15 protein-coding genes are annotated in these 15563 nt (G+C 41.2%); 13 read left to right on the top strand and 2 right to left on the bottom strand.

Features of this window, described 5'->3' with window-relative positions:
• The first annotated feature begins 27 nt into the window (after window positions 1–27).
• On the top strand, window positions 28–993 hold the full coding sequence (locus CXF72_RS09425) for a porin (RefSeq protein ID WP_101038716.1): 966 nt from the start codon (window positions 28–30) through the stop codon (window positions 991–993).
• 190 nt (window positions 994–1183) lie between these two features.
• Here CXF72_RS09425 and CXF72_RS09430 read toward each other — a convergent pair whose 3' ends face one another.
• Window positions 1184–2398 (bottom strand): pyridoxal phosphate-dependent aminotransferase, encoded by a 1215-nt coding sequence (locus CXF72_RS09430; RefSeq protein ID WP_101038717.1) that lies wholly within the window; start codon window positions 2396–2398, stop codon window positions 1184–1186.
• Window positions 2399–2582: 184 nt separating this feature from the next.
• Between CXF72_RS09430 and CXF72_RS09435 the strand changes: the two genes are divergently transcribed.
• The 4 genes from CXF72_RS09435 to CXF72_RS09450 all read left to right on the top strand — a co-directional run bounded on the left by CXF72_RS09435 (window position 2583) and on the right by CXF72_RS09450 (window position 7576).
• On the top strand, window positions 2583–3524 hold the full coding sequence (locus tag CXF72_RS09435) for a LysR family transcriptional regulator (RefSeq protein ID WP_101038718.1): 942 nt from the start codon (window positions 2583–2585) through the stop codon (window positions 3522–3524).
• Between the two features lie 173 nt (window positions 3525–3697).
• A complete protein-coding gene (moeA, locus tag CXF72_RS09440) occupies window positions 3698–4945 on the top strand; it encodes a molybdopterin molybdotransferase MoeA (RefSeq protein ID WP_101038719.1) in 1248 nt (415 codons plus the stop codon).
• Between the two features lie 82 nt (window positions 4946–5027).
• The gene (gene aroG, locus CXF72_RS09445; protein ID WP_101038720.1) at window positions 5028–6077 is read left to right on the top strand and encodes a 3-deoxy-7-phosphoheptulonate synthase AroG; all 1050 of its coding nucleotides are present in this window, start codon (window positions 5028–5030) and stop codon (window positions 6075–6077) included.
• Between the two features lie 80 nt (window positions 6078–6157).
• Window positions 6158–7576: a cobyric acid synthase gene (locus CXF72_RS09450; protein ID WP_232784932.1), complete on the top strand. Its 1419-nt coding sequence runs from the start codon at window positions 6158–6160 to the stop codon at window positions 7574–7576.
• A gap of 132 nt (window positions 7577–7708) precedes the next feature.
• Here CXF72_RS09450 and pdxH read toward each other — a convergent pair whose 3' ends face one another.
• Window positions 7709–8362: a pyridoxamine 5'-phosphate oxidase gene (gene pdxH / locus CXF72_RS09455; protein WP_101038722.1), complete on the bottom strand. Its 654-nt coding sequence runs from the start codon at window positions 8360–8362 to the stop codon at window positions 7709–7711.
• Between the two features lie 94 nt (window positions 8363–8456).
• On the opposite strand from pdxH, the gene CXF72_RS09460 reads away from it, so the two are divergent.
• From CXF72_RS09460 to CXF72_RS09490, 8 genes are all read left to right on the top strand, one after another.
• Window positions 8457–9053 carry an elongation factor P hydroxylase gene (locus CXF72_RS09460; protein ID WP_101038723.1) on the top strand — a complete coding sequence of 199 codons (597 nt, stop codon included), beginning with the start codon at window positions 8457–8459 and terminating at the stop codon, window positions 9051–9053.
• Window positions 9046–9447, top strand: coding sequence for an acyl-CoA thioesterase (locus CXF72_RS09465; RefSeq protein ID WP_101038724.1), 402 nt, complete (start codon window positions 9046–9048; stop codon window positions 9445–9447). The genes CXF72_RS09460 and CXF72_RS09465 overlap by 8 nt, the downstream gene beginning before the upstream one ends.
• 256 nt (window positions 9448–9703) lie before the next feature.
• A complete protein-coding gene (gene mqo / locus CXF72_RS09470) occupies window positions 9704–11227 on the top strand; it encodes a malate dehydrogenase (quinone) (RefSeq protein WP_269801173.1) in 1524 nt (507 codons plus the stop codon).
• A 446-nt stretch (window positions 11228–11673) separates the two neighbouring features.
• A complete protein-coding gene (locus CXF72_RS09475; RefSeq protein ID WP_101038726.1) occupies window positions 11674–12210 on the top strand; it encodes a hypothetical protein in 537 nt (178 codons plus the stop codon).
• A gap of 216 nt (window positions 12211–12426) precedes the next feature.
• Entirely contained in the window at window positions 12427–12603 is a 177-nt protein-coding gene (locus CXF72_RS19575; protein WP_198552552.1) for a hypothetical protein, read from the top strand.
• Window positions 12604–12993: 390 nt separating this feature from the next.
• Window positions 12994–13446 (top strand): GAF domain-containing protein, encoded by a 453-nt coding sequence (locus CXF72_RS09480; protein WP_101038727.1) that lies wholly within the window; start codon window positions 12994–12996, stop codon window positions 13444–13446.
• A 183-nt stretch (window positions 13447–13629) separates the two neighbouring features.
• A complete protein-coding gene (gene udk / locus CXF72_RS09485; protein ID WP_101038728.1) occupies window positions 13630–14268 on the top strand; it encodes a uridine kinase in 639 nt (212 codons plus the stop codon).
• 118 nt (window positions 14269–14386) lie between these two features.
• Complete coding sequence (locus CXF72_RS09490) at window positions 14387–15091, top strand: DUF3581 domain-containing protein (RefSeq protein ID WP_101038729.1); 705 nt, start codon at window positions 14387–14389, stop codon at window positions 15089–15091.
• The last annotated feature ends 472 nt before the right edge of the window (window positions 15092–15563 follow it).

Here is a 15563-nt window from a genome sequence, read left to right on the forward strand (position 1 = left end):
AAACCTAACTAAAATAAGGAAATAAAAATGAAAAAAGCAATTTTACCAGCAATGATCGCTGCCCTACTGGCCACTTCTGCGCAAGCTGCCACTGTCTATGATGCAGACGGCACAACAGCAGACGTTTACGGTCGTATGCAGTTCAACATTACTGACGACGGCACTGGCGCAACAGACGGCGTAGGCTCTGCGCGTCTGGGCTTTAAAGCAGCATCGCCTATTAATTCTCATGTTAATGCAATCGCTAAAGGTGAATGGCAGATTGCGTCTGAAACATCTAATAATGACACATTTAAGGTGCGTGAGCTGTATGCCGGTTTTGATGGTGAAATGGGGTCGCTGGTTTTCGGCCAAACATTTACTGCATTCTACCAAACTGCTGGTGTGACCGATTACTTTAACAGTAATGGTTTTAAAGCAATATATAACAACATTGACCCTTACCGTCAAGAAGGGCAAGCTGTCTACTCAGGTGAATTTTCCGGTGTTTCTGTTGGCGCTTCAACTCAGTTCCAAAAAGTGGGTTACACAGAAGATGATGATGGAAATTCAACAAGCGACCTTGATAATGGTTATGCTCTAAGCTTAGGTTATGACATCGCCGATGTTACGGTTAGCGCTGGTTACCTGTTAGAGCAGTTTGATACTCTCGAAGACAAGAAAAACTATGCGCTTTCAGCGACCTATGCAATGAATGATCTCTACCTTGCAGCTGTTTATGCTATGTCTGAACAAGAGGTTGTTGGCGACGATGATAATGACTTCACAGCTTATGATTTGCTTGCCAGTTACGCCCTGGCTAATGATGTTCAACTTCTCGCCGGTTATGGTTTCGAAGAAAATACCGTCACAAACGAAGATACTGTTGATGAAGTGACTTTATCCGCGCAATATTTGTTCAATAACCAGCTAAAAACATGGATTGAATACAAAGCAGATATGATAACTGATGCAGATGACGCTGTAACAGTTGCATTACAATACAACTTCTAAGCGGCATTAACTTAAACTTAAGTTAATAGTTGTTAATAGTTATAAATCCGATCTTTTGATCGGATTTTTTATGCTTGAAGGTTTTTTATGTATAAAGATAAGAACAATCAGCTGATATAAGTCATTGCCATAGAAACTAAAATGGCGACTGTGGGGCGCCATTTTAGTTCCTATTCACCCGTATTCAGTTTTACTGGCGATAGCTTTGCAGAAAACGCCCTATTTTAGTGATTGCCGTAGTGAGTTCGTCAACACGCGGCAAACAAACAATACGGAAATGATCCGGTGAGTGCCAGTTAAAGCCGGTTCCCTGCACAATTAATATTTTTTCTTCCATCAACAAGTCCATGGCAAAACGCTGATCGTCTTTAATATTAAATTGCTTTTGATCCAGTTTAGGGAAAAGGTATAAAGCCCCTTTAGGTTTAGTACAGCTTAACCCGGGAATATCATTAATTAATTTCCATGCACTTTGCGTTTGTTCATATAAACGCCCGCCCGGAACGGTTAGCTCATTAATACTTTGATATCCGCCCAGGGAGGTCTGGATTGCATGCTGCATCGGCACATTGGCGCATAAACGCATACTGGCGAGCATCTCTAACCCATTAATATAATCACGCGCCTGCTTTTTTGCGCCGCTTATCATCATCCAACCGACGCGAAAACCGCAAACCCGATAGGCTTTAGACAGTCCGTCAAAGGTCACAATTAAAATATCGTCAGCCAGGGTGGCCAGTGGAATATGCACCGCATCATCGTAAACAATCTTTGAATAGATTTCGTCGGAAAAGACAATTAAATTGTGGACCCGGGCAAGTTCTATAATCTGCTCTAATAATTCTCTGCTGTAAACCGCGCCGGTCGGATTATTGGGATTGATAATAACAATCCCTTTAGTTTTGACCGTGATTTTAGATTTAATATCCTCGATATCGGGATACCAATCTGACTGTTCATCACAAATGTAATGGACCGCTTTCCCGCCGGATAAATTTGTTGCGGCTGTCCATAGTGGATAATCCGGTGCCGGCACTAACAGCTCATCACCATTATTTAACAAACCCTGCATCGCCATGACAATTAACTCACTGACCCCGTTGCCGATATAAATATCATGGGTATCAAGTGACAGTAAACCTTTCGCCTGATAATGCTGCATCACCGATTTTCGTGCAGAAAAAAGGCCTTTACTGTCACAATAACCCTGACTTTGCGGCAGGTTTTTTATCACATCCATCATCACTTCTTCAGGCGCATCAAAGCCAAACTGGGCAGGATTACCGATATTTAGTTTTAAAATACGTTGTCCTTCTTCCTCGAGTTTATGCGCTTGTTTAAGGACGGGTCCGCGAATGTCATAACAGACATTATCTAATTTAGTGGACTTTTGAATGGTATACATGAGCACCTCTTAATGCATAAATTTTAGTAGGTAAAGACAAGTTATTTTTAACTATTAAACGTACCTGATATTGAAGAGACTGTGAAGCAAATAACAGAGACAATGCAATATTCATGCTTTTATTATGAATTTTTTTCAAGTATTGTTGTAATAATTGTAATTTTCTTTGAAAGGGGCTTTCGCTGTGATTGAAATCAAACACTTAAAAACCCTGACAACATTAAACGCGACGGGCAGTTTAATTGAGACTGCCCGGCAATTGCACCTGACCCAATCGGCAATATCACATCAGCTAAAAGAGTTAGAAGGGCGGCTTAATTGCGCTTTATTTATCCGTAAATCCAGACCGATTCGTTTTACTGTTTCCGGTTTGCGTTTATTAGATTTAGCCGAGCAGGTTTTACCGCAAATTAATAATGCCGAAAGAGATGTTGCGCGTTTTTGTTCAGGGAATGCTGGTCGTTTACACATGGCCATTGAGTGCCACTCCTGTTTTCAATGGTTGATGCCGGCGATTGATAAATTTCGTGATAGTTGGCCGGAAGTGGAATTAGATTTTTGCAGTGGTTTTAGTTTTCTACCTTTACCCGCCTTAAAAAGGGGGGATTTGGATCTTGTTGTGACCTCGGATCCGCAACCTATTGAGGGGATTAGTTACATTCCTCTGTTTTGTTATCAGCCGATGCTGGCCTTAAGCCGCCATCATAGATTGGCGCATAAAAGTTATATTGAAGCTGAGGATCTGAGTCAGGAGACGTTAATCACTTACCCCGTCGAGAAAGAACGTTTAGATATTTTTAACCTGTTTTTAACCCCCGAAGGGGTCTCCCCGGCAAAAATCCGTCATGCTGATCTTACCTTGATGATGCTGCAGTTAGTTGCCAGCGGCAGAGGCGTGGCAGGGTTACCTAACTGGGCTTTATTTGAATATCTGCAAAAAGATTATGTGGTTGCACGGCGCTTAGGTAAAGAAGGAATATGGAATACCTTGTATGCCGCAGTACGCGAAGAGCAACAAGGGATGGCCTATTTACAGGATTTTATTAAAACGGCAATAAGTTGTTGTTTCAAAGATTTAAAAGGGATCAAAGTTGCCAGTACAGAAGCACCGTATTTTGAAAACTAAATGATCCTGAATGTTATTAGAAGTAATACCTGTTGTTTCAAAGATCTAAAAGGGATCAAAGTGACCAGTACGGAAGCCCCGTTGTTTGAAAAATAAAAAGGTTATAAATTATTCAAGATGATCCTGAATATCCTTAGAAGTGATCATTATTATCAATAATATGGAGTGAATAAATGGGATGTTGTGACGTACAAGGATTAATGCCTTTTGAGCTGGCATTGGATAAAATGCAGGCCGCATTAGGCAATGTTTGTCAGGAAATTTCGCAGCCACTGGCACAAGCATTGGGTTACGCATTAGCGCAGGAGATAAAATCACCCTTAAATGTTCCCTCTTTTAATAATTCGGCAATGGATGGTTATGCCGTTAATCGCGCTGATTTAATTAACTGCTCAGCAGAAAAGCCAGTCACATTAAAGCAAGTTGGCCAGTCTTTTGCCGGTGCCCCCTATCGCGGTCAGCTAACCTCTGGTGACTGTATTCGCATTATGACCGGTGCAGTGATGCCCGATTGTGCCGACAGCGTGGTCATGCAGGAGCGTACTACGGCCAAAGATGGCTTAATTAGTTTTACGCAGTGCCCCAAATTGGCCGATAATGTCCGCTTAGCGGGCGAAGATATTAAACTCGGTCAACGGGTGCTTTGCCAAGGCCATAAATTAACCCCGCGTGATATCCCTTTAATTGCCTCGCTGGGATTCGCTGATATCCGTGTTTTTAGCAAACTTAAAGTCGCGGTTATCTCCTCGGGAGACGAACTGAAAAACGTAGGTGAAACACTGGCTGAAGGTGATATTTATGACAGTAATCGTTATGGGATCATCGCGCTATTATCCCGCCTGAATGTGGACATTATTGATTTTGGTATTGTCAAAGACGATAAAAACCGGCTCCGCGAGGCCTTTACCAACGCTGATCAGCAAGCCGATGTGGTGATTAGCAGCGGCGGAGTTTCAGTGGGTGAAGCGGATTTTATTAAAGATATTTTATTAGAATTAGGCAGCATAAATTTTTGGAAATTAGCAATTAAACCGGGTAAACCTTTTGCTTTTGGAAAATTACCATCGAGTGTGTTTTTCGGCTTGCCAGGTAATCCTGTTTCCGCTATGGTCACTCTTTACCAGCTTGCTGTACCCGCGATGGCGACCTTAAGTGGTTTAAATCCTCAGCCTGCCATTCGTTTTAGCGCGATTGCGCAAGAAAAATTTAAAAAATCCCCCGGACGAACCGATTTTCAACGTGCAGTATATTCTGTTAATGACAATGGACAGTTAGTTGTACAATCAACTGGGCATCAAGGTTCGGGCGTTTTTAGTTCAATGAGCCAATCAAATTGTTTTATCGTACTGGAGCAGGATCGCGGTGATGTTAGTGCGGGTGAAACCGTTATTATTGAGCCGTTCAATGCTTTGATGGACTAAACCGTCGCAGAGACTAACAACATTATTATACAAAAAAATACATTTAACTTTTAAGCACAAAAAGTGCGCTATGGGAACTGCAATGATTAATACCGATGATATACATATTAAAGCGATAAAAGAGCTATTACCACCTATTGCATTATTAGAAAAATTTCCGAGAACAGCTGCAATCAGCGCAACGGTTAGCAATTCACGCGCAGCAATTCATAATATTTTAACTGATCAGGATGATCGTGTTTTAGTGATTATTGGTCCATGTTCAATTCATGATACCAAAGCGGCCCTTGAGTACGCTAAGAAATTGGCGCCGCTGCGTGAAAAATATAAAGATTCATTAGAAATTGTAATGCGTGTTTATTTTGAGAAACCACGTACCACGGTCGGTTGGAAAGGGCTGATTAATGATCCGGAATTAAAAGGCACCTTCAATATTAATAAAGGATTACGCACAGCACGTAAATTATTATTAGATATTAACCAGATGGGGCTACCCGCTGCGACTGAATTTTTAGACATGATAACCCCGCAATATGTTGCTGATTTAATGACTTGGGGGGCAATTGGTGCACGTACTACTGAATCACAAGTTCACCGTGAATTAGCATCGGGCCTATCTTGCCCGGTTGGATTCAAGAATGGCACCGACGGTACCATCAAAGTCGCCGTAGACGCTATCGGCGCGGCTAATGCCCCGCATCACTTCCTGTCGGTCAACAAGTTTGGTCACAGTGCCATTGTTGAAACCAAAGGTAATCCCGATTGTCATATTATTTTACGCGGCGGTAAAACGCCCAATTATAGTGCTCAGCATGTTGCTGCTATTAAATCTGATCTGCAAAAATCAGGTTTAGCACAAAAAATAATGGTCGATTTTAGTCACGGAAATTCAGAGAAAAAATTCGAAAATCAACTGAAAGTTTGCACTAATGTGAGTGAACAAATTGCAGCGGGTGATAAAGCGATTACCGGTGTGATGGTTGAAAGTCATCTTGTCGAAGGTCGTCAAGACTTAATCGATGGTGCCTGTGAAACCTACGGTCAAAGTATCACCGATGCTTGTATCGGTTGGGCGGATACCGAAAAACTATTAGCCGAGCTTGCCGAGGCAGTTATTACCCGTCGTGGTTAATAGCAGTCTAGGTTAACGGCTTTATTAAGCACTGTTCAGGCAGTGCTTTTTTTTATTCAAAATCTACGTATCGGTACAATATGAAGACTAAAAAGCAACAACTCCTTAATAAAAAGAAACCTATTATGATTTTAGGTTGTACCAGTGATGCCGGTAAATCGCTTATTGTAACGGCGATTTGCCGCCTGCTGGCTAATCGCGGGATAAAGGTTGCCCCTTTTAAAGCGCAGAATATGAGTAACAATGCGGCCATTACGGAAGAGGGGTTGGAGATGGGCCGTGCACAATATCTTCAGGCACTGGCAGCTAAAGCGACCCCCAGCGTATTAATGAATCCGGTGTTATTAAAACCCAGTGCGGAGACCTTTAGTCAGGTGATTGTTAATGGGATAGTCAACAATAAAATCAGTCAGTTACCCTGGATGGGCCGTAAATCCCTGCTCTGGAAAGAGGTCCAATATGCACTGCACAGATTACAGGATGATTATGAGCAGGTGATTATTGAAGGAGCAGGCAGTCCCGCCGAAATTAATTTAAGGGCGGGCGATATTGTCAATATGTCCGTTGCGCTTGAATGTCAGGCAGACGTTTATTTGGTCTCAGATATTGACCGCGGTGGATCCTTTGCGCACCTGCTCGGGACTTGGGCATGTTTAGCGCCCGAGGAGCAGAAGTTAATTAAAGGATTTGTGCTTAACAAATTTCGCGGTGATCCGCTTTTGCTGGGTAATGCGATGGACTGGTTAGAAGAAAAAACCGGTATTCCTACGGTGGCAAATTTACCCTATTATCGCCATCAGTTACCCGAAGAGGATAGCTTCAGGCTGGGGAGTCAATGGCAACGCGGTAAAATTAATGTTGCCCTTATTTATTACCCTTACGCTGCTAATCTGGATGAGTTTGACCCGTTATTATACCAAGACGATGTTAATCTGGTACCCGTTCATCAAAACAGGGACTTAACCCTCTTCGACGCCTTGATTTTACCGGGCAGTAAAAACAGTGGTGCCAGTTTGACCTTTTTAAACACCACTGGTCTTGATAAAAGTATTCAGGAGTTCCAAAGGACGGGGAAATTGATTATGGGAATTTGTGGCGGATTACAGATTCTCGGAAAAACTATTTTAGATCCGCTTAATATTGAAGATGGCAATAAGCAAGGCTTAGGGTTAATCGCGCTGCAAACTGAGATTTGCGCCGATAAATCGACTCGACAAATAACCCTTAATTGGCTAGAAAAGCGCATTAAGGGTTATGAAATACACCATGGTAAAACCATCACCGATGCTGCGCTTGGTCATTTTATCGCGGCGAACACCGGTTGGCAGCAGGATAATGTTTATACTACTTATATTCATGGTTTATTTGAAAATAAAGTTTTTTATAACTGGTTTATGAGACAAATTGGCGGACTCGAAAATGGCTTTGAATGGGCGGAACATTTGGATAATGAACTGGATAAATTAGCAGACATGTTTGCCCAACATGGATGGTTGTAGGTAAAGCTGTCAGCTTTCTAGCTTTCTAGCTTTCTAGCTTTCGAGCTTTCAGCCGTCAGCCGATAGCCGATAGCCGATAGCCGATAGCCGTCAGCTTTCAGCCGTCAGCCGTCAGCTTTCAGCCGTCAGTTTTTAGGGGTTTAAGCGTTTCACTGTCCAGTTTTTTTCCGTTGGTTGATATACAAATCTGTCATGCAAACGATCCGCTTTGCCCTGCCAAAACTCGATGCTTTCAGGAATAACCCGATAGCCTCCCCAAAATTCGGGTAATGGAATTTCTTTCCCGGAAAATTTTTCTTCAAAATATTTTACTCTTTCTACTAAGGTCTGCCGATCATCAAGCTCCTGGCTTTGATGTGAGGCCCAGGCTCCAATGCGGCTGCCGCGGCCACGACTTTGAAAATAGGCATTTGATTGCGCGCTGCTGATTCGTTCAACTCTCCCCTCAATACGGACTTGACGTTGCAGTATATTCCAGTGAAATAAGAGTGCTGCAAAGGGATTTGCTTCGAGATCACGGGCTTTACGGCTGTCATAATTGGTAAAAAAGACAAAACCTTCAGAATCGACTTCTTTTAATAATACCATGCGGGAAGAGGGGCGCCCTGAAGGCGTACAAGTTGAAATGGACATAGATTCAGGCAGGATAATACCGGTATCTTGCGCTTTTTTTAACCAGCCATTAAAAAATAAAATGGGGTCATTCGTTTCTTTTAATGCTTCATTTTCGATTAATACACCTTGACCCAGGGTGAAAGCACAACGAATTTTACTGATAAGTGACATAATATCTTCTTATTTAAATTGGAATTTTAAGGGTATACCCAAGCTGCTTCCTAAGTGTATAATTTGTTATAAATTTTGTCGAATAATTCAACCTATGCTATTGAGAAATGTTGTGCCAGTTTCATTTAATTATCAAGATCTCATCACGCTCTTTAATAACACCTTTGGCGATAGGTTTAATACCGTATTAATCGCGGGTGAAGATGAGCCAGTCTACTTACCCGCAGACGTTCAAAACAGGCAACACAGAATCGAATTTGCACATGGTTTTTATGCCAGCGCATTACATGAAATCGCACACTGGTTAGTGGCAGGTGAGCAGCGCCGTTTATTGGTTGACTACGGTTATTGGTATGAACCCGATGGTCGTGATGCCAAACTTCAGGCCGAGTTTGAAAAAGTTGAGATAACACCGCAGGCAATTGAATGGGTATTGGCGGCAAGTTGCGGTTTTAAATTTGATGTCAGCGTGGATAATCTCGGTGGCATTAGCATTGACCGATTAAGTTTTAAACATAAAGTACATAATAGGGTGATGGGTTATTTAAAAGATGGATTGTCCGAGCGGGCGATGTTGCTTATTAATGCTTTTCAGGATTTCTATCATACACCGGTTTTATCACCTGAATTGTTTAATTATCAGGGACTCGGGACTGCAGATGCAAATAATATTGGAACCGCTCATGAATAAAACTTATCATCATCCGGTGCAGATTTATTACGAAGATACCGACCATTCAGGGGTGGTGTATCACCCTAATTTTCTGAAGTATTTTGAACGGGCCCGTGAGCACGTGATTGATAGCAATCTGCTGGATAAATTGTGGCGTGAAAATGGGCTTGGTTTTGCAGTCTATAAAGCCAACATGACCTTTCAAGACGGCGTTGAGTTTGCTGAAATTTGCGATATTCGCACCTGTTACCAAATTGACGGCAAGTATAAAACCTTATGGAGACAAGAGGTGTGGCGACCTGGCGCGACTAAAGCGGCTGTTATTGGCGATATCGAAATGGTTTGTCTGGATAAGAATAAACGTTTACAACCCCTACCAGAAAGTATCTTGAGAACGCTGCTTAGTGAATAATCTCAAGTTTCATCGGATCTATCATTGCGGCATAAAAACCTGATTTTCGATATGACTGAGCAGCCCAAATAATTACAATTTTCCCATTCTTTTTATTACCTTTTTGTCACTTTATTTCGCCCCTAAGCTGAAGGCGGCTTACAAATATATCGCTAATTTTTTCGACTAAAAAAATACAAGCGTTCAATATTCTTTAAATATAGCATGGACACACAGAGTCTATTTGCATAACATAGGAGCAACATATCAGCAACATTTGAAACTAAAAAACATGACCAATACACACACTATAATTGAAAAAGATGTAGATATACTGTTGGTTGGCTCGGGTATTATGAGCGCGACCTTAGGCATTTTATTAAAACAGTTAGACCCTAGTCTGAAAATAGCCATGATCGAGCGTTTACCCGATGTAGCGACTGAAAGCAGTGACGGTTGGAATAATGCCGGGACAGGACACGCGGCTTACTGTGAACTCAATTATACACCGGAAATGAGTGATGGCAGCATTGATACCAGAAAAGCCTTTTTTATCAATACCGCTTTTGAAGAGTCGTTACAGTTTTGGTCTTATTTAGTTGATCAAAAAGTATTACCCCGTCCGACGCACTTTATTAATCAGGCACCCCATCATAGTTTTGTGAGTGGCGATAAAGACGTTGAGTTTTTGCGTAAACGTTATCAAACCTTAAGCGCGCACCCTCTATTTTCTGCGATGCAATACAGTGAAGATCCTGACGTTTTGAAAAAATGGATGCCATTGGTTATGCAGGGCCGGGATCCGGAGACGAAGGTCGCGGGTACCAGAGTGCGTTATGGCTCCGATGTCAATTTCGGTGCGTTAACACGTGACATGCTGACCGGCCTGCAGGAAATGGGCGATTTTGAAATTCTGGTGCAGCACTGTGTTACTCACATTGATAAGCAAAAAGATAATCGCTGGAAAGTGAGGGCTAAAAATAAAACCGGAGGGGCTCATCGTTACTTTAATGCCCGATTTGTTTTTCTTGGTGCAGGAGGGGGCTCTTTACCGCTGCTGCAGGCCTCTGGTATTCCTGAGGGGCATGGTTATGGTGGTTTCCCTATCAGTGGGCAATGGTTGGTCTGTACTGTGCCTGAAGTGGTTGAAAAGCACCATGCCAAAGTGTATGGAAAATCACCCGTAGGTGCACCACCTATGTCAGTACCACATTTGGATACCCGTATAATAGATGGCAAGAAGGCTTTGTTATTTGGTCCCTTTGCCGGATTTACAACCAAGTTTCTTAAAAAAGGCTCTTTCTGGGATTTGCCAGCTTCTGTCAATCCATTGAATCTATTCCCTATGTTATCCGTGGGATTACACGGTTTCGATTTACTTCGTTATCTTATTTCCGAAGTGTTACAAACGCACAAATCCAGAGTAAAAGCGTTACAACAATTTTATCCCGAGGCAAAAGCCGCAGATTGGTTTTTGTCCATTGCGGGTCAGCGTGTGCAGATAATTAAAAAAGGCACGGAGCGCGTGGGAAAATTAGAATTTGGAACGGAAGTTATTCACTCTGCAGATGGATCGCTGGTGGCTTTATTAGGCGCATCACCCGGTGCATCAACCGCAGTGAAAACGATGTTGGACATTATTGAAGAGTGCTTTCCCGAGGAAATAAAAAGCAAAGCATGGCAAGAGCAGATGAAAAAAATGATTCCATCTTATGGGCAATCTCTGCTTAATAATACTGATTTGTTAGCCGAGGTGAGAAATCATACGCTGACAAGTCTAGAATTGGATATTTTGCCTTAGGCCCCAAGCACATGAAAATGCAAAGTCAGCATTTTTCCTTAATGCCAAAATGATAAAATGATAAATGATGCGCTGCGCTGTTATAAAACGTAGATTTAGCATAACCAGATCATCATTTATCATCTTGCTGCTAGCTGTATTGACTGATTATATAAGCAGTGAAGGGATGTTTTTCAGTTCCTTTTTCATCCCATGTGCTTAGTAGATTCACTGAACATCATGCTAACAATTATCTTTCGATTAATATTAACTTTTAGGGTGAAAGGTGTAATAGCACTTCGATTACCCATGCACACATAACTGATTGCTTTTTAGCATGCTATTTTGTATCAACAACGCAGTCGACGTAGCGCTTGACGTGCTCGCGGGGGGTGAATAAGATGGGATACCAAGGGTTAAACTAATAAGCAGCTTTAGCCATGTTTAAATAACAGAAAGTGAAAGTGATGAAAAAAGATAAAGTTCTCTCTCCAATTAAACGGATGCAGCAAGATGTAAAAAACGGTGACAGTAAACACAAGGCATTTGCCCGATATCTGTCTGCTGGTGGACAGCCTGAGCCCGGATCAATGGCATTAGCGATGATTCCCGATAAAGCGGCCGTTAAGCAATACGGCTGGATGAATATATTAATTTTGCTTATGTATTGGCTGCCTGTCGGTTCTTTATATGCGGTCGGTGCTTTTATGCAAGGAAACTTCTATTTAGGGCATCTGCTGGTGCCAATGATAGTGACTTATTTTGTGTTAAAGAAAAGTGCAATCAGTTACTATTTTTTTATCTATCTGAGTGCAAAAGTCATCTACGAGGCTTTTAATTCAAGCTCCGATAATAACTTGTTTTTGTCATTAGTGACTGTCTATTGCACTGTATTGATTGTTTTCACTATTAAAACTAAATTAACATTATTTTCATACCAGAGTTTTTTTCAGCAGAAGAAAAAACCAGACGGCACCTTTGTTTTTACATCGGAACCGAAATAGATGCCCTCGCTTTATTAAGCAGAAAATGTTGTCGTTGATAAAGAGAGCCAAATCACTTAAAGAGGAAGGCTTTGCCTCTTTAAGTAGCTTGGCTACTTACCATCAAAATCATCCTCCTTCTAAAACAAAAAAATTTCACAAAGAAATTGTATTTATCCTTTTGTTCGGTAATTCTGGACTAGAATTATAGGTGGGTAATAGGAAAAGGAGAAAATTATGCACTTTCACAATTCTGCCGGTCAGGTGATGAGGCTTGCTGATAATTTAACACTGAAAGAACTATACGATATGGGGATTGAGCTGACTATTTCAGAAAAAGTTGATCCTGAGCATGAACTCTGGTTGTCTGATGAAGAGGTAGATGCGCTTGACGCAGAAAAAAAAGATGCTTAATCTCTTGGTGCCGTTAAATCCTCCGCTTAATACCGGAGGATTTTTTTTGCTGCTTTAACCTTTAACCTTTAACCTTTAACCTTTAACCTTTAATATTAATGAATGTCGATTCCTAGAGCCTTCTTGCTGCATTATTTACTTGCTGCATGAATAATCAGCAGTGAAAATTTAGGCTGGAGATTGTTCCTCATTTGTACAGATACAGTGCATAATTGAGGTAACAATATTTATTATGAACGGGGGAGGGAATAATATTTAGATCAGCAGGCAACTATTTGCAACGGCAAGCCGCTCGTGTATTATCGCGCTCATTACCCTGTTTTGGACATCGGTTCAAGCCTTTTTTAATAGCAAAGTAGCCATCATTCACTCAAACCATAAAGATAGAATATGATATTTAAAGATTATAAATTATTAAGCCAACAAGCCGTTGCATTAATTGCTGACGAAACGGATTTAACGGCAAATCTTGCCAATCTCAGCGCATTACTCAATATGAGCTTGGATAATATTAATTGGGTCGGATTTTACCTGTTAAGGGATAACCAATTAGTTTTAGGTCCTTTCCAAGGTCAGCCCGCCTGCATTCGTATCCCCTTAAATACAGGCGTGTGCGGTAAGGCGTTTTCTACCAATACGATTCAAAGAGTGGCCGATGTACAGCAATTTGCAGGGCATATTGCCTGTGATGCAAACAGCCAATCTGAAATCGTCTTACCTGTCAGTATACAGGGAGTACCCGCGCTGCTATTAGATATAGATAGCCCGATTAAAAACAGGTTCACACAAAACGATCAGGACGGATTAGCCTACTTGGTTGAACAAATACAACTGCACCTGTGATTTTGATCTTGCAGGCGAAGCAATAACACTTTTTTTTGTGTTATTGGCACAATAAACACACTGAAAGTGGATAAATAATGACGAGTTGCAATATAACTTAATCTTAACTGGTGTTGTTGTTCCTCAGGTATAAAATGTCGCCCTGTTTGTTATTTTTTATTTATTGACGTGAGGTTTATTAAGTTGGATTCAAAAAATTGTGTTGTTATTGCAATCGCAGGCGCTTCTGCATCGGGTAAAAGTTTAATCGCAAATACTATTTATCGCGAGTTGTGTGAAGAGATGGGAACCGATCAAATAGGCATTATTTCCGAAGATTCCTATTATCGGGAACAAAGCCATCTTGAATTAGAGCAGCGCAAGTTGACTAATTATGATCATCCTAAGGCATTTGAGCATGAGTTATTGTGTTCTCATCTTAAAATGCTAAAAGATAACCATTCCGTTAATATTCCTGTTTACAGTTATACCGAGCATACCCGTACGCTGCAATCAGAGACAATGACCTCCAAAAAAGTGATCATTTTAGAAGGTATATTATTACTCACTAATGCAGCTTTACGGGAGCAGATAGATGTCAGTATTTTTATTGATACGCCCCTCGATATCTGTCTTATGCGCCGTCTGGTTCGGGATATGGCCGAGCGAGAAAGAAGTATGGACTCTGTTTTATTACAATATACAAAAACAGTCCGTCCGATGTTTTTACAGTTTATTGAACCCTCTAAACAACATGCTGATATTATTGTGCCTCGCGGCGGCAAAAACCGGATTGCAAAGGATCTTCTCAAAACCAGAATAAAGTACCTATTGGACAAATAAATACGCCATTATTTAAGGTCATATTTGCCCGGAGGGTTTAACCGACAGATTAAGTGCTTCGACCGGCATTATTTCTCCATTTTTGTATTTTAACCAACCTTTTATCTAAGAGAACATAATGTTATTAGAATCTTACTACACTAAATACGACAATATAATACGTATTACTGCTGAGCAGGCAAGCGACTTCGCGAAACAGGAATGCCATGATTTTAACCCGCTTCATGATCCTGATAATAAGCGTTTCTGCGTACCGGGTGACCTTCTCTTTGCTTTGGCTTTATCTGAATACGGGGTCAGTGAGTCGATGAGCTTTACCTTTACTAACATGGTGGGTGCGAAGATGGGCATCCTTTTTCCGAAAGCGGACAGTGAGCATATTATTATCACTAATGAGCTGGGGAAAAGTGTGTTAGAAATTAAAAAACAGGGCAATACCAGCCACGATCCCGTATTAATCGAATCTTTAATCAAAAACTATGTGGTTTTTTCAGGGCAAAATTTTCCCACTCTGTTGATGCCGCTTATGAAAAAGCATAATGTGATGTTCAATCCTGCTCGTCCGTTGGTTATGTACAACAGCATGAGCTTCGAGTTTGAATCTTTATCTCTGAATAATCCACTGCATGTGGAGTTATCAGATTCTTATTTTGAAGTAGAGACAAAGCGCGCCGATAATTTCCTAAATTTTGATATTTTTGACGGGCAGAAAGTGATTGGCAAAGGCATCAAGAAGCTTATTGTTGCCGGTTTAAAACCCTATGATCATGAGCGTATTAGCGCTTTCTCACTGGCTTATGAAAGCAGACGTTCTGCATTTTAATAATATGCTGGCACTCGACTGTAGAGGTCAAGAAATTGTAATTAATTTTTTAATTACAATTTCCCACTAGCTATACACATGTTACTTCAAGATGCTTTGTCAGGCGCAAGGTCTTCGATCAGAGCAAGACGCAACATGACCTTTCGAGCGATTAACTGCGTTAATCCTCTAGCGGTAGATGTAAATGCAAGCATTTACATCTTAAATGGTTATTCCCTTTTCGATGGGTGCAACGAGCGCTAGTTTTCGAGCTTGCGCGCCGTAGGGCAAGGCGAACAACGACGATCTTCGTTGTTAGAAAGCGTCGATTTAGAATAACTAGATCATCAACCTTCTGCCTAGAATTTCATCATTTATCGTCTTGCTGATTCTTGCATCTTCAAATAATTTGGTTATGTACTTCAATTTTATGCCTCGCATCTCAGCACAATTTTTATTGCTGACTTTGCATCTTGAAGTATCATGGGTATAT

Source organism: Psychromonas sp. MB-3u-54 (assembly GCF_002836415.1).
Lineage (GTDB): Bacteria > Pseudomonadota > Gammaproteobacteria > Enterobacterales > Psychromonadaceae > Psychromonas.

Bases quoted from the DNA above. Each gene is read 5' to 3' on its own strand.
- aroG (WP_101038720.1), top strand. From the start codon at position 5,028: ATGATTAATACCGATGATATACATATTAAAGCGATAAAAGAGCTATTA.
- CXF72_RS09450 (WP_232784932.1), top strand. From the start codon at position 6,158: ATGAAGACTAAAAAGCAACAACTCCTTAATAAAAAGAAACCTATTATG.
- CXF72_RS09465 (WP_101038724.1), top strand. From the start codon at position 9,046: ATGAATAAAACTTATCATCATCCGGTGCAGATTTATTACGAAGATACC.
- CXF72_RS09430 (WP_101038717.1), bottom strand. From the start codon at position 2,398: ATGTATACCATTCAAAAGTCCACTAAATTAGATAATGTCTGTTATGAC.
- CXF72_RS09460 (WP_101038723.1), top strand. From the start codon at position 8,457: ATGCTATTGAGAAATGTTGTGCCAGTTTCATTTAATTATCAAGATCTC.
- CXF72_RS09490 (WP_101038729.1), top strand. From the start codon at position 14,387: ATGTTATTAGAATCTTACTACACTAAATACGACAATATAATACGTATT.
- moeA (WP_101038719.1), top strand. From the start codon at position 3,698: ATGGGATGTTGTGACGTACAAGGATTAATGCCTTTTGAGCTGGCATTG.
- CXF72_RS09480 (WP_101038727.1), top strand. From the start codon at position 12,994: ATGATATTTAAAGATTATAAATTATTAAGCCAACAAGCCGTTGCATTA.
- CXF72_RS09425 (WP_101038716.1), top strand. From the start codon at position 28: ATGAAAAAAGCAATTTTACCAGCAATGATCGCTGCCCTACTGGCCACT.
- CXF72_RS19575 (WP_198552552.1), top strand. From the start codon at position 12,427: ATGCACTTTCACAATTCTGCCGGTCAGGTGATGAGGCTTGCTGATAAT.
- pdxH (WP_101038722.1), bottom strand. From the start codon at position 8,362: ATGTCACTTATCAGTAAAATTCGTTGTGCTTTCACCCTGGGTCAAGGT.
- CXF72_RS09475 (WP_101038726.1), top strand. From the start codon at position 11,674: ATGAAAAAAGATAAAGTTCTCTCTCCAATTAAACGGATGCAGCAAGAT.